Origin of the sequence: Enterobacter oligotrophicus, assembly GCF_009176645.1 — a bacterium.
In the GTDB taxonomy this organism is placed as follows: Bacteria; Pseudomonadota; Gammaproteobacteria; order Enterobacterales; family Enterobacteriaceae; genus Enterobacter; species Enterobacter oligotrophicus.
In genome coordinates this window covers 520,997-534,582 of the sequence record NZ_AP019007.1, presented here as the reverse complement: position 1 = coordinate 534,582, position 13,586 = coordinate 520,997, and the positions used below count along the sequence as shown (strand labels likewise).

Annotated in this window: 8 protein-coding genes; 6 read left to right on the top strand and 2 right to left on the bottom strand. The window is 58.5% G+C overall.

Annotation, left to right across the window (positions count from 1 at the left end):
* Positions 1–108 precede the first annotated feature (108 nt).
* From EoCCA6_RS02525 to EoCCA6_RS02500, 6 genes are all read left to right on the top strand, one after another.
* Positions 109–1,356, top strand: coding sequence for a CmpA/NrtA family ABC transporter substrate-binding protein (locus EoCCA6_RS02525; protein ID WP_152081335.1), 1,248 nt, complete (start codon positions 109–111; stop codon positions 1,354–1,356).
* Positions 1,357–1,358: 2 nt separating this feature from the next.
* A complete protein-coding gene (gene ntrB / locus EoCCA6_RS02520; protein ID WP_152081334.1) occupies positions 1,359–2,237 on the top strand; it encodes a nitrate ABC transporter permease in 879 nt (292 codons plus the stop codon).
* A 9-nt stretch (positions 2,238–2,246) separates the two neighbouring features.
* On the top strand, positions 2,247–3,035 hold the full coding sequence (locus tag EoCCA6_RS02515; RefSeq protein WP_152084383.1) for an ABC transporter ATP-binding protein: 789 nt from the start codon (positions 2,247–2,249) through the stop codon (positions 3,033–3,035).
* Between the two features lie 13 nt (positions 3,036–3,048).
* On the top strand, positions 3,049–7,035 hold the full coding sequence (gene nirB, locus EoCCA6_RS02510; RefSeq protein WP_152081333.1) for a nitrite reductase large subunit NirB: 3,987 nt from the start codon (positions 3,049–3,051) through the stop codon (positions 7,033–7,035).
* The gene (locus EoCCA6_RS02505) at positions 7,032–9,530 is read left to right on the top strand and encodes a nitrate reductase (RefSeq protein WP_152081332.1); all 2,499 of its coding nucleotides are present in this window, start codon (positions 7,032–7,034) and stop codon (positions 9,528–9,530) included. Before nirB ends, EoCCA6_RS02505 begins: the two co-directional genes overlap by 4 nt.
* A 75-nt stretch (positions 9,531–9,605) precedes the next feature.
* Positions 9,606–11,012: a YchO/YchP family invasin gene (locus EoCCA6_RS02500; RefSeq protein WP_152081331.1), complete on the top strand. Its 1,407-nt coding sequence runs from the start codon at positions 9,606–9,608 to the stop codon at positions 11,010–11,012.
* Position 11,013: 1 nt separating this feature from the next.
* On the opposite strand, the gene narL is transcribed toward EoCCA6_RS02500, so the two are convergent.
* Both narL and narX read right to left on the bottom strand, forming a co-directional pair.
* Positions 11,014–11,664, bottom strand: a complete 651-nt coding sequence (gene narL / locus EoCCA6_RS02495; RefSeq protein ID WP_003856701.1) for a two-component system response regulator NarL — start codon at positions 11,662–11,664, stop codon at positions 11,014–11,016.
* Positions 11,657–13,453, bottom strand: a complete 1,797-nt coding sequence (narX, locus tag EoCCA6_RS02490) for a nitrate/nitrite two-component system sensor histidine kinase NarX (RefSeq protein WP_152081330.1) — start codon at positions 13,451–13,453, stop codon at positions 11,657–11,659. The genes narL and narX overlap by 8 nt, the downstream gene beginning before the upstream one ends.
* Positions 13,454–13,586: the final 133 nt, after the last annotated feature.

The following is a 13,586-nucleotide window of genomic DNA, read 5'->3' as shown; positions in this document are numbered from 1 at the left end:
ACTTTCGACAATGTACCAACGGCGGTGCATGTGTCTTCGGGATAAAGGCGTCCAGCGGTGCTCCGGCACTGTCGGGCGCTTTTTTTTGGCTTTTTTTCAGGAGTGGTTATGGCGGATGTGTCGAGACGACGGTTTTTGCAGGCCAGCATGCTGGCGAGCGGGGCAATGCTGTTACCTGGCGTCATGCAGGCGGCGTGGGCGGCTGGCTCGGATAAGCCCGAGCAGGAGACGGTACGCGTAGGGTTTATCCCTCTGACCGACTGTGCTCCGCTCGTTATCGCGGCGCTGAAAGGGTTTGATAAAAAATACGGCATTACCCTCGTGCCCACGAAAGAGGCGAGCTGGGCGGCAGTGCGTGACAAGCTGGTCGCCGGGGAACTGGATGCCGCACATATTCTCTACGGCCTGCTTTACGGGCTGGAGCTGGGTATCGCCGGTAAGCCTCAGCAGATGGCAAACCTGATGACTCTCAACCAGAACGGCCAGGCCATTACGCTCTCCAGCGATCTGGCAGAGAAGGGCGTTCGCGATCTGGATAGCCTGACAAAAATGATTGGGCAGCAGGCACCGGGGACATACACCTTTGCACACACCTTTCCGACGGGCACGCACGCCATGTGGCTCTATTACTGGCTGGGCAGCGCGGGTATTAATCCGTTCGACGACGTTCGCACCGTGGTGGTGCCGCCACCGCAAATGGTGATGAACATGCGCATAGGCAACATGGTCGGTTTTTGCGTCGGGGAGCCGTGGAATGCGCGCGCCATTAACGACCGGATCGGGTTTACCGCCGCAACCTCTCAGTCCATCTGGGCCGATCATCCCGAAAAAATTCTCGGTACGCGCCGCGACTGGGTAGATAAAAACCCGCATACCGCCCGCGCGCTGGTGAGCGCTGTTCTGGAGGCTGCGCGCTGGATCGACGCTTCACCGCAGAACAAACGCGAAACCGCGCAGATCCTCGCACGTCGCGCGTGGCTGAACACCAAAGAGCAATACCTCACCGGGAGGATGCTCGGTGAATACGAAAACGGCCTCGGCCAGCGCTGGCAGGATGCGCATCCAATCCGCTTCTTCAACGACGGTGCCGTGAGCTATCCGTATCTTTCCGACGGCATGTGGTTCTTAACCCAGTTCCGCCGCTGGGGATTACTCAAATCTGCACCGGACTACGCGGGCATCGCACAGCGTATTAACCAGACGTCGGTCTGGCAGGATGCCGCCACAGCCGTAGGGGGGATCACCACACCGGCATCATCACTTCGCAGCAGCACACTGATGGACGGCACCGTCTGGAACGGTACCGATCCGGAAGGTTACGCCACCCGCTTCGCCATTCATCACAGAGGGGCCTGATTATGCAGCATCTGCAAAATACGAAACCACAAGAGACGTCAGAGAGCGGGGAAGTGATTGTCCTGCCTCCGTTACAGGTTCGCCGTCGCGCGCCTGCGTTTGCCCGGCGGATGAATGGCCTGTTACAGCGCATCATCCCGGCGCTCCTCGGCCTGGGCTTGCTGGTGGTGCTCTGGCAACTGGCGGCGATTAACAGCAAAGGTTTCCCGACGCCGCTCAGTACGCTGGATTCGGCGTTAACACTCTTCGCCAACCCGTTCTACCGCGACGGCCCCAACGATATGGGCATCGGCTGGAACGTGCTTGCCTCGCTGCAGCGTGTGGCGGTGGGCTTTGGTCTGGCGGCGCTGGCCGGTATTCCGCTCGGTTTTCTGATTGGCCGCTTCACCTTTTTTGCGCGCATGTTCAACCCGCTGATTGCGCTTCTGCGCCCGGTCAGCCCGCTGGCCTGGCTACCTATCGGCTTGCTGTTGTTCCAGAAAGCGGAACCCGCATCGAGCTGGACGATTTTTATCTGCTCGATCTGGCCGATGGTGATCAATACCGCCGAAGGCGTGCGCCGTATTCCGCAGGACTATCTCAATGTTGCTCGCGTGCTGCAGCTCTCTGAGTGGACCATCATGCGCCGCATTCTCTTCCCCGCCGTGCTGCCCGCCGTGTTGACCGGGGTGCGCCTCTCCATCGGTATCGCCTGGCTGGTGATCGTCGCCGCTGAAATGCTGACCGGGGGGCTGGGGATCGGCTTCTGGATCTGGAACGAGTGGAACAACCTCAACGTCGAAAACATTCTCATCGCCATCGTCATCATTGGCGTGGTCGGGTTGCTGCTGGAGCAGGGGCTGATGCTGATCGCCCGTCGCTTTAGCTGGCAGGAAAAATAAGGAGTGATGATGAAACCGTTAATTCAGGTACAGGCTGTGAGCCAGCGTTTTTCCACTGCCAGCGGCGAGTTTCTGGCGCTGCAGAACGTCTCTTTTGATATTCACGAAGGCGAAACTGTGAGCCTGATTGGTCACTCGGGCTGCGGCAAATCGACGCTGCTGAACCTGATCGCCGGGATCACGTTGCCGACCGAAGGCGGGCTGATCTGTGACAACCGTGAAATTGCCGGTCCAGGGCCCGAGCGCGCGGTGGTATTTCAGAACCACTCTTTGCTGCCGTGGCTCACCTGCTTCGACAACGTCGCGCTGGCGGTGGATCAGGTGTTTCGTCGCACCATGAGTAAAGCCGAGCGCAAGGAGTGGATAGAGCACAACCTCGATCGCGTGCAGATGGGTCACGCCCTGCATAAACGTCCGGGAGAAATATCCGGCGGCATGAAGCAACGTGTAGGTATCGCCCGCGCGCTGGCGATGAAGCCGAAAGTCTTACTGATGGATGAACCCTTTGGCGCGCTGGATGCGCTGACGCGTGCGCATCTGCAGGACTCGGTGATGCAGATCCAGCAGGCGCTGAACACCACCATCGTGCTGATCACGCATGACGTGGACGAGGCGGTGCTGCTCTCCGATCGCGTGCTGATGATGACCAACGGCCCGGCGGCCAACGTCGGGGAGATCCTGTCTGTTAACCTGCCGCGGCCGCGCAATCGGGTGCAACTGGCGGACGACAGCCGTTATCACCACCTGCGCCAGCAAATCCTCCATTTCCTCTATGAAAAGCAGCCGAAAGCGGCGTAACGAGGAGGCCACGATGCGACTGGTGATTATCGGCAATGGAATGGCGGCGACACGGCTGATTGCCTCGCTAACCGGGCGTGCGCCTGGCCGCTTTGCTATCACCGTGATTGGCGATGAGCATGAGCATGCCTACAACCGCATTCAGCTTTCTCCGGTGCTGGGCGGCGAAAAACAGGCGGCGACTATTCGCCTGCAGGAGGACGACTGGTATCAGCAGCGTGGCGTCACGGTTCTGAGAGGGGAAAAGGTGACGGCGGTGGATGTGGTGCGCGCTGAAGTCCATACCCAAAGCCTGACGCTGCCGTGGGATGAACTGGTGTTTGCCACCGGGTCGCTGCCGTTTGTGCCGCCGATCCCTGGTCACGACGCACCGCACGTCTTTACGTTTCGCACCCTGAAGGATACCCGCGCGATTCTCGAAACGCCAGGCCCGGCGGTGGTGCTGGGGGGCGGCGTGCTCGGTGTCGAGGCAGCGGCGGCGCTTGCGCGGACTTGTGACAATGTCACGCTGGTGCATCGCGGCCCGTGGTTGATGGAACAACAGCTGGATCAGCAGGCGGGGCTGCTGCTGGAAGAGGCCCTGGCGGAGCGCGGTGTGCGGTGTGAACTGGCTACCAGCATTACGGCTATCGCCGCGGATTCTGTGACGTTATCCCATGGCCGTCAGCTCGACGCCAGGCGCGTGGTGCTGGCTACTGGCGTGCAGCCCAACGTTACGCTGGCAAAAGCGAGTGGCATTGAGTGCGCCAGAGGCATTGTGGTTGACCGCTGGATGCAGACATCCGCACCACACATCAGCGCCATCGGCGAATGCTGCGAAACAGAGGGTCAGACATTTGGCCTGGTCGCCCCGTGCCTGGCACAGGCAGATATCCTCGCCGCTCGCCTGGCTGGTGATACGGCAACGCCCGTCGCGCTAACCGGGAACGGGATGCGCCTCAAGGTGACGGGCGTGGAGTTGTTCTGCGCCGGACGCGCAACGGCACAGGCGGATGATGTGGTCTGGCAATCGTGGGACCCGCTGACGCGCCATTACCGCCGCTTGGTGATCAATCACGGCACCCTTGCAGGCGTGCTGCTGGTGGGGGATTGCCGCAGCGCAACGACCTTCACCGATTTACTGGCAACGCCGGTTCCCGCGCACGTGGACTGGCTGTTCGATCGTTTCACTACGCAACCGCAGGTTGCAGGACAAAACGCTATGACAAAACCTACTCTGGTGGTGGTTGGACACGGTATGGTCGGCCATCATTTTCTTGAAGACTGCGTTAACCGCAATCTGCACCAGCAATACCAGATTATCGTCTTCGGTGAAGAGCGCTATGCCGCGTATGACCGTGTCCACCTTTCAGAATATTTTGGCGGGCGCAGCGCAGATTCGCTCTCGCTGGTGAAAGGTGATTTCTTTACCGACAACGGCATTGAGCTGCGTCTGGCTCAGCAGATCGTCGCGATTGACCGCGAAACGCACGTGGTGCGCACCGCCAGCGGGCATGAAACCCACTGGGATAAACTAGTGCTGGCAACCGGCTCGTATCCGTTTGTACCGCCTGTACCCGGTAACGATCTGCCGGGCTGCTTTGTCTATCGCACGCTCGACGATCTCGACAACATTGCGGCACATGCTGAAGGCTCCCGTCGTGGTGTGGTCATAGGCGGTGGCCTGCTGGGGCTGGAAGCGGCGAACGCGCTGAAACAACTGGGGCTGGAAACTCACGTGGTGGAGTTTGCGCCGAATCTAATGGCAGTTCAGCTCGACAACGACGGCGCGGCAATGCTGCGCAAGAAAATTGAGGCACTGGGCGTGGGGGTACACACCTGTAAAGCCACCACGGAAATTGCGACAACGGACGACGGGCTGGTACTGCGCTTCGCCGATGGTGAACAGCTGGAAACCGATATGGTGGTCTTCTCGGCCGGTATTCGTCCGCAGGATGCGCTGGCACGCAGCAGCGGGCTGAGCACTGGTGAACGTGGAGGGATCTGCATTGATGCCCGCTGTCAGACCTCCGATCAAAACGTGTTTGCCATCGGTGAATGCGCACTATGGGAAGGCAAAATTTTCGGCTTAGTGGCACCAGGCTATCAAATGGCACGCGTTGTGGCGGCTACGCTTGCAGGCGAAGAGAAGAGGTTTGCCGGGGCCGATATGAGTACCAAACTGAAGCTGCTCGGCGTAGATGTGGCCTCGTTTGGGGATGCCCACGGGCGAACCCCTGGCGCGTTATGTTACCAGTGGACGCATGGCCCTCAGCAGATCTACAAAAAAATCGTGGTCAGTCACGACAGCAAAACGTTGCTGGGTGGCGTGCTGGTGGGCGATGCGAGCGAATACGCTACGCTGGTGCAGATGATGCTCAATGGTATCAGCCTGCCAAAAGAGCCTGAAACCCTGATTTTACCCGCTTCGTCAGGCAGTGCGCCGAAAGCGCTGGGCGTGGCGGCGCTGCCGGAAAGCGCGCAGATCTGTTCGTGTCATAACGTCAGCAAAGGCGATATTTGCCAGGCGGTGAGCGCAGGTGCAACGGATATCGGCGCGGTTAAACAGTGCACCAAAGCGGCGACGGGCTGTGGGGGCTGTAGCGCGCTGGTGAAGCAGGTGATGGAATTCCAGCTTGCGGAGCAGGGCGTGGAGGTGAAAAAGGATATCTGCGAACACTTCCCGTACTCGCGGCAGGAAATTTATCACCTGGTTCGCGTCAACCACATTCGCACCTTCGACCAGTTGATCGGTCGCTATGGGCACGGACACGGATGTGAGATCTGTAAGCCGCTGGTAGGATCAGTGCTCGCCTCCTGCTGGAATGAATACCTGTTAAAACCGGCGCATCTGCCGCTGCAGGATACCAACGACCGCTACTTTGCCAATATCCAGAAGGACGGGACCTACTCCATCGTGCCGCGCATGCCAGCAGGCGAAGTGACCGCCGACGGGCTGATCGCCATCGGCCAGATCGCAAAACGCTACAACCTGTACAGCAAAATCACCGGCGGACAGCGTATTGATCTGTTCGGTGCCACCCTTGAACAACTGCCGGAGATCTGGCAGGCGCTGGTGGAGGCTGGGTTTGAAACCGGACACGCTTACGGTAAGTCCCTCCGCACGGTGAAGTCCTGCGTCGGGTCGACCTGGTGCCGCTATGGCGTGCAGGATTCTACCGGGCTGGCGGTAAAACTGGAGCACCGCTACAAGGGGTTGCGTGCGCCGCATAAAATCAAAATGGCGGTGTCCGGCTGCACCCGCGAGTGCGCCGAAGCGCAGAGTAAAGATGTCGGTGTCATTGCCACGGACAAGGGCTGGAATCTCTATCTTTGCGGTAACGGTGGCATGAAACCGCGCCATGCGGATCTCTTTGCCAGCGATCTGGATGACGAAACCTTAGTTCGTACCGTCGATCGCTTCCTGATGTTTTATATCCGTACTGCGGACCGCCTGCAGCGTACCAGTACCTGGATGGATAACCTTGAAGGTGGGCTGGACTACCTGCGTGAGGTGATCCTCGACGACAGTCTGGGCATCGCCCACGAGCTTGAGCAGGAGATGGCCCGCGTGGTGGAGACGTATCAGTGCGAATGGCAAACCACGCTTAACGATCCAAACCGACTGGCGCTGTTCCGTACCACGGTGAACAACACCCCAGCGGAGGAGAGCAAACGCTGGCAGGAGATCTGCGGCATCGACGACATTCCGGAACAAGCCGGGATTGGCGCGCGGCTGGGGCACAACCCTATTGCGCTGTTCCGCTTTGGTAAATCCGTTTATGCACTTGATGATATTGAACCGGGCAGCAGCGCGAACGTGCTCTCGCGCGGCATTCTGGGCGATGCGGGCGGTGAGCCGGTGGTGATCTCTCCGCTTTATAAACAGCGCATCCGCCTGCGTGACGGGCGGCAGTGTGAGAACGGTGAACCCGCCGTGCGGGCGTGGCCGGTAAAAGTCGAACACGGCAAAGTGTGGGTCGGTAACCAGGAACTGGTCATGCGAGCGGAGGCATCATGAATGAAACGCGGACAACGTGCCCTTACTGCGGCGTGGGCTGTGGCGTGGTCGTCAGCGTTGAGGGCGAAAAGGTAAGCGTGCGCGGCGATGAACGCCATCCTGCAAACTTTGGGCGGCTTTGTGTTAAAGGCTCGGCACTGGGCGAAACCACAGGCCTGCAGGGGCGGCTGTTACACCCCGTTGTTGACGGCCAGGACGTGGAATGGCCACAGGCGTTAAGCGCGGCGGGCGAGCGGCTACGGGAGATCATTGATACCTGGGGGCCGCAGGCGGTGGCGTTCTACGCCTCCGGCCAGTTGCTGACAGAGGACTATTACGCCGCCAATAAGCTGATGAAGGGATTCATCGGTGCGGCTAATATCGATACCAACTCCAGGTTGTGTATGTCGTCGGCGGTGGTGGGCTATAAGCGCGCATTCGGGGAAGATTTGGTGCCGTGCAGCTATGAAGATGTGGAAAACAGCGATCTGGTGGTACTCGTCGGGTCAAACGCCGCCTGGACGCATCCGGTGCTCTACCAGCGGCTGGTGCAGGCCCGGCAGAACAACGCCGGGATGAAAGTGGTGGTGATCGAGCCGCGCAAAACCGCCACCTGCGATATCGCCGATCTGCATCTGGCGCTTGCGCCGGGCAGTGACGCCGGGCTGTTTGTCGGCTTGCTAAACCTGATTCAGAAAACCGACGCGTGGCCGGTTGCTCGCGTGGCAGAATTTTGCGGTTTATCCGCCGAAGAGATCGGGACTTTTTACGACTGGTTTATGACCGCCCCCCGCGCCATTACGCTCTACACCATGGGGATCAATCAGTCCACCAGCGGGAGCGACAAATGTAACGCCATTATCAACGTCCACCTTGCCAGCGGAAAATTCGCCCGTCAGGGCTGTGGCCCGTTTTCGCTGACCGGACAGCCAAATGCGATGGGCGGGCGGGAAGTGGGCGGGCTGGCGAATCAACTGGCGGCACACATGAATTTCGAACCGGACGATCTCTCGCGCGTGGCGCGCTTCTGGGGAACCGGGCGGCTGGCGCAAACGCCGGGGCTGATGGCGGTGGAACTGTTTGACGCCATTGCCCGCGGTGAGGTGAAAGCGGTGTGGATTATGGGCACTAACCCTGCCGTATCGCTGCCGGACAGCCATGCGGTGTGTCAGGCGCTGGCGAACTGCCCGCTGGTCATCGTCTCGGAGGTAATGCAGGACACAGATACCAGCCGTTTTGCTCATATTCGTTTTCCGGCGCTGGGCTGGGGAGAGAAAAATGGCACGGTGACCAACTCCGAGCGCCGCATTTCGCGTCAGCGGGCTTTCCTGCCCGCCCCTGGCAACGCCAAACCGGACTGGTGGATTATCGCCAGGATAGCTGAACAGCTTGGCTATGGAGAGGCATTTGCATGGGAACATCCGCAGGCGATTTTTTGCGAACATGCGGCGCTTACGGCCTTTGAGAATGACGGTGAGCGGGCGTTAAACCTGCATGAACTTGCCGGCTTGACCCGCGCTGAGTGGGACGCGCTGGAGCCGTACCAGTGGAACGCCGGAGATTTCCCCTGCAGACGGATCGTTCCCGTCGAACCTGCATTACACAAGGCTGTGGCAGATGCGCTCTATCCGCTGATACTGAATACCGGTCGCATTCGCGATCAATGGCACACCATGACCCGCACAGGATACGTTCCCCGGCTGATGCAGCATATCGCTGAGCCATTTGTTGAGATCTGTCCGGCCGATGCCTCACGCTTTGCATTGCTCGACGGTCAGCTCGCGCGGATCAGCTCTCCGCGCGGTGTGATGGTCGCCAGAGTGCGCATTAACGACTCACCACAGGAGGGCGAGCTGTTTGCGCCCATGCACTGGAATTCCCTTTTTTCGCGTCAGGGCAGGGTGAACGCGCTGGTGGAAGGGCGCTGCGATCCCTGCTCAGGCCAGCCTGAGAGCAAACAAACCGCCGTAAGGATCATGCCCTGGCAGCCTGGCTGGCAGGGGGAACTGTATGCACGCGAACTGCCGGAGCTGCCGTCTTCCGTCTACTGGTGGCGCAAAACCTCTCGACTGACCGTGGCAGGCGATAAACCGCTGCTGGAGTGGGTAATGGCGTACGCCAGCAATCAGGGCTGGCAACTGCAAATCGCTAAAACCGACGAGCGCAGCAGCGTGCTGGCGTGGCATAACGGCGCGCTGATGCTTGGGTTCTGGGAAGGTACTGCATTACCGGATCTGGCACATACGTTTATTGAAGCCTCGTTCCAGCATGCTCCTGCTGATCTTGCCGGACGTCATGCGCTGTTGAACGGACAGAGCCCGGATGAGCGCGCCGAACCGGGGCGGATCATCTGTAGCTGTTTCAGCATCGGGGAGAAGGTGATTCGTGAGGCCATCGCCGGAGGGTGTGATTCTGTCGAGGCGCTGGGGGCCAAATTACGTTGCGGGACGAACTGCGGATCGTGCGTACCGGAGTTGAAAACCCTGTTTCAGGTTATTCCTGAAAATTCCCGTTAAGGCTGCAAAAGAAAAAGAATCACGTTAATGTACCCTGTGTTCTCACGTAAGCACCGGGTATTTCTTACGACGTTAATGACCGTTTTATTTCATCTCCGTTGGTTGTTTCTACTCCCCCTTATTTCGGCCGGAGCCGTTCACGGTGCGCCGAATTCCTTTATGCAGCAGGCGCAAAACCCGTTTGATAACAACGGTGATAATCTGCCGGATCTGGGCCTCGCAAAACCGACCTCGGAAGGTGAAAAGCATCTGGCGGAGATGGCAAAAGCCTTTGGTGAAGCCAGTATGACCGACAACGGCCTCACCACGGGCCAGCAGGCGCGCCAGTTCGCGTTTGGTCAGGTGCGTGATGTGCTGAGTGGTGAGGTGAATGATCAGATTGAGTCCTGGCTTTCGCCCTGGGGAAATGCCAGCGTAAATGTGCTGGTGGATGACGAGGGCAAATTCAATGGCAGCAGCGGGAACTGGTTTATTCCCTGGAATGATAATAACCGTTATCTGAGCTGGAGCCAGCTTGGGCTGACGCAACAAACGGACGGCCTGGTCAGTAACGCCGGAGCGGGGCAGCGTTGGGTCGCCGGAAGCTGGCTGCTGGGTTACAACACGTTTTATGACAACCTGCTCGAAGAAAATCTGCAGCGCGCCGGGCTTGGGGCCGAGGCGTGGGGTGAAAATCTGCGTTTGTCTGCAAACTACTATCAGCCGTTCGCCAGCTGGCGCGACAGCTCCGACGTTCAGGAACAACGTATGGCGCGCGGTTATGATGTGACGGCTAAAGCGTGGCTACCGTGGTTTCATCATCTCAACACCAGCGTCAGCTTTGAGCAGTATTTTGGCGATAACGTCGATCTGTTCAACACTGGCAACGGTTATCACAACCCGATGGCGGTGAATCTGGGGCTTAACTATACGCCCGTTCCGCTGGTCACCTTAACGGCTGCTCATAAGCAGGGGGAAAGTGGCGTAACCCAGAACAATCTCGGGCTGAAGCTAAACTATCGCTTCGGTGTGCCTCTCGTTAAACAACTTTCAGCCAGCGAAGTTGCCGCGACGCGTTCGCTGCGGGGCAGCCGTTATGACTCACCGGAGCGGGATAACCTGCCGGTGATGGAGTTCCGCCAGCGCAAAACGCTGTCGGTCTATCTGGCGACACCGCCGTGGGATCTGAAAGCAGGTGAAACCGTGATGCTGAAGCTGCAAATTCGCAGTTCGAACGGTATCCGGCAGCTTCACTGGCAGGGCGATACGCAGGCGTTGAGCCTGACGTCACCGGCGAAGAGTAACAGCAGCGAGGGCTGGAGTGTGATCATGCCTGCCTGGGATGACAGTGAAGGGGCGACCAACCGCTGGCGGCTGTCGGTGGTGGTTGAAGATGAGAAGGGGCAGCGTGTCTCTTCCAATGAGATCACGCTAACGGTGGTGCAACCGCTTATCGCCTTACCGAAAGACGACCCACGGTGGACGTTGCTGCCGGATGAATAAGTTAAAAAATGCGTTCCTGATGCACCCACACGGCGGCCTCGACGCGGGATTTTAACTTCATTTTCTTCAGCATATGTTTCACGTGCACTTTAACCGTGCTTTCGGTGATATCCAGGCGGCGGGCGATCATTTTGTTCGGCAGTCCCTGGGCAATCAGCTTGAGAATATCGCGCTCTCGCGGGGTTAACTGGCTGACGTCACGGTCGGACGTCGCGCGGTTCGCGCGCAGGCTGGCGGCCAGTACCGGCGTTAAGGCTTCACTCAATACCATTTCGCCCGCAGCGGCCTGTTGCAGCGCCTTGAGCAGATCTTCAGGCTCCATATCTTTCAGCAGATAGCCGTCTGCACCGCGCTTCAGCGCTGTGACCACATCTTCTTCATGATTCGAAACGCTAAAGACCACAACGCGTCCTGACAGCGATTTCTCCCGCAGCTTGTCGAGGGTTTCCAGGCCGTTCATGCCGGGCATATTGAGATCGAGCAAGATCAAATCAGGATCAAGAGATTCGGCAAGTTCAATACCCTGTTCGCCGTTGCTGGCTTCACCGACAACGGTGATATCCGGTGCCATGCTGACAAGTTGTTTTACGCCAGTGCGCAGCATCGGGTGATCGTCGATCAGCAGGATCGATGCCGGTTCCTGATTAGTCATGGTTTTCTCCTTGAGCAGTTGTAAGGGGCTTTTCGGGTATGAAGGTGACGACGACTTCAGTGCCACCAGACTCTCCCCGGCGAACCTGGCAATCACCGCGCAGGCTTTGCGCGCGGTCTCGCATGATAATTAAACCATAGTGGTTCGTTCTCTCGGCATTTTCCGGCACGCCGCAGCCGTTATCCTGGACAGTCAGCTTCACCTGATTATTGTGATGACTCACGGTCACCGTGACCGCCGTAGCACCGGAATGCTTGAGTACGTTGCTCAGGGCTTCACGGGCGATCTGCAGTAGATGAATCGCCTGGTGAGAAGGGACAAAACGAGGCGGAAGCTGGTAATCAAGTTTGACCGGGAACCCCAGTCGGGCGCTAAATTCGTGGCAGCTGGATTCAAGAGCAGGGCGCAGTCCTGGCTCGGTTAGCTGCAGACGGAAGGTGGTCAGTAATTCCCGAAGCTGAGCCCAGGAGGTGTTCAGCTCATTGCGGATCTGGCTAAGGAGCTGTTTGTTGCTCTCGGGCATCTCCGCATCCTGCATCTGCAGGCAGCTTACCTGCATTTTCATACAGGAGAGCGACTGGGCGATAGAGTCATGAAGTTCGCGGGCAATGGTGGCGCGCTCTTCCATGACAATCAACTGCTGCTGCTTTTCCTGGTGGCGGTCAAGCGCCAGCGTGGCCGTCAGTTGTTCAACCAGCGTATCAACCAGCTGCTGCTGGTCATGGCTGAGATGGCGGCCTGCGGGAAGCGTCGCCAGCAGAATGCCGTACTGCGTGTGGCTGTCCGTCAGACGCCATTTCAGCGTAGTACCGCTGGTGGTCAAGGGAGGTAAACCGCGAGGGCAAAGATGACACCCTTTATCATCGCATGACATATCCGACTGACAGGTAAATTCCTGATGGTTCTCTTCATCTTCGACGTCGTAAACCCGCAGTTCCAGATCGTGCAACATCGTTAAATTTTGCAGACCGTTGAGTACCGGGGAGAGCCGCTCGCACAGCGGGACCTGCATATGCAGACGACGGTTTGCCTGCCACAGAAACGAGAGGATCTCGTTTTTCTGCTCAAGCCCGGCGGTTTTTTCCTGCACACGTTGCTCCAGCACCGCGTAGCTTTCAGCAAGCTCCCCGGACATGGTGTTCAGCGCCTGGCCCAGCATTGCCATTTCATTGCGACCGCTGATGTTGGCACGCTGCGTAAAGTCGCGCTCGGTGACTGCGCGCGCCACGGCGAGTAGCTGTTTCCAGGGATTCAGCAGCCGCTTACGCAGCCAGATAATGGTGAAAATTAGCAGCAGGCCCATAAATAGGGCCATCGCCCGATGCAGGAGTACCACCCGCTCAATACGCATCTCGGTAGTATGGTCGAACGAGGAGACAAGGCTGTCGATGCGGGCAACAAAACTGGCGACATCGGTGGCTACCGCGTCTGGCGATGTGGCCTGTTTCATGCCGGGTTGCAGCTGGCTGTGCCAGTAATCCTGCAGTGATTTGAGCTGCGCCTGCTGCCCGTCGCGGTTGGCGGCAACGACCAGTTCCGGGCTGAATACGGTACGCTCCATATCATCAAGAAGCGGTTTATCATCCTGCGTAAGCGGGATGGCGGCCAGCAGGCGATAACTCTGCATGCGTAAGGAACCTGCCTCGTTAATGGCATGCGCGCTACCCTGCACGCCCTGAACCAGACGGCCAGAGATAGCCATGCCGGTCACACCGATAGCGGTGGACAGCAAAACGATCAGTGCCAGTTGATTCACCAGCGTTAATGGTGATAAACATCTTTTTAACATAGAGTTGCCGGGCTCCTGACGTGGCCTGCTTGCAGGAATGGCGCTATTCTGGTGCATACCCTGGAGTATACCCATACCAATAAAGGATTACCCCTAAATTGCCATAAGGGTAGTGGTCGGGGGGAGGCCCCGA

Coding starts and splice junctions, on each gene's coding strand:
- EoCCA6_RS02525 (WP_152081335.1), top strand. CDS start 109: ATGGCGGATGTGTCGAGACGACGGTTTTTGCAGGCCAGCATGCTGGCG.
- ntrB (WP_152081334.1), top strand. CDS start 1,359: ATGCAGCATCTGCAAAATACGAAACCACAAGAGACGTCAGAGAGCGGG.
- EoCCA6_RS02515 (WP_152084383.1), top strand. CDS start 2,247: ATGAAACCGTTAATTCAGGTACAGGCTGTGAGCCAGCGTTTTTCCACT.
- nirB (WP_152081333.1), top strand. CDS start 3,049: ATGCGACTGGTGATTATCGGCAATGGAATGGCGGCGACACGGCTGATT.
- EoCCA6_RS02505 (WP_152081332.1), top strand. CDS start 7,032: ATGAATGAAACGCGGACAACGTGCCCTTACTGCGGCGTGGGCTGTGGC.
- EoCCA6_RS02500 (WP_152081331.1), top strand. CDS start 9,606: ATGACCGTTTTATTTCATCTCCGTTGGTTGTTTCTACTCCCCCTTATT.
- narL (WP_003856701.1), bottom strand. CDS start 11,664: ATGACTAATCAGGAACCGGCATCGATCCTGCTGATCGACGATCACCCG.
- narX (WP_152081330.1), bottom strand. CDS start 13,453: ATGTTAAAAAGATGTTTATCACCATTAACGCTGGTGAATCAACTGGCA.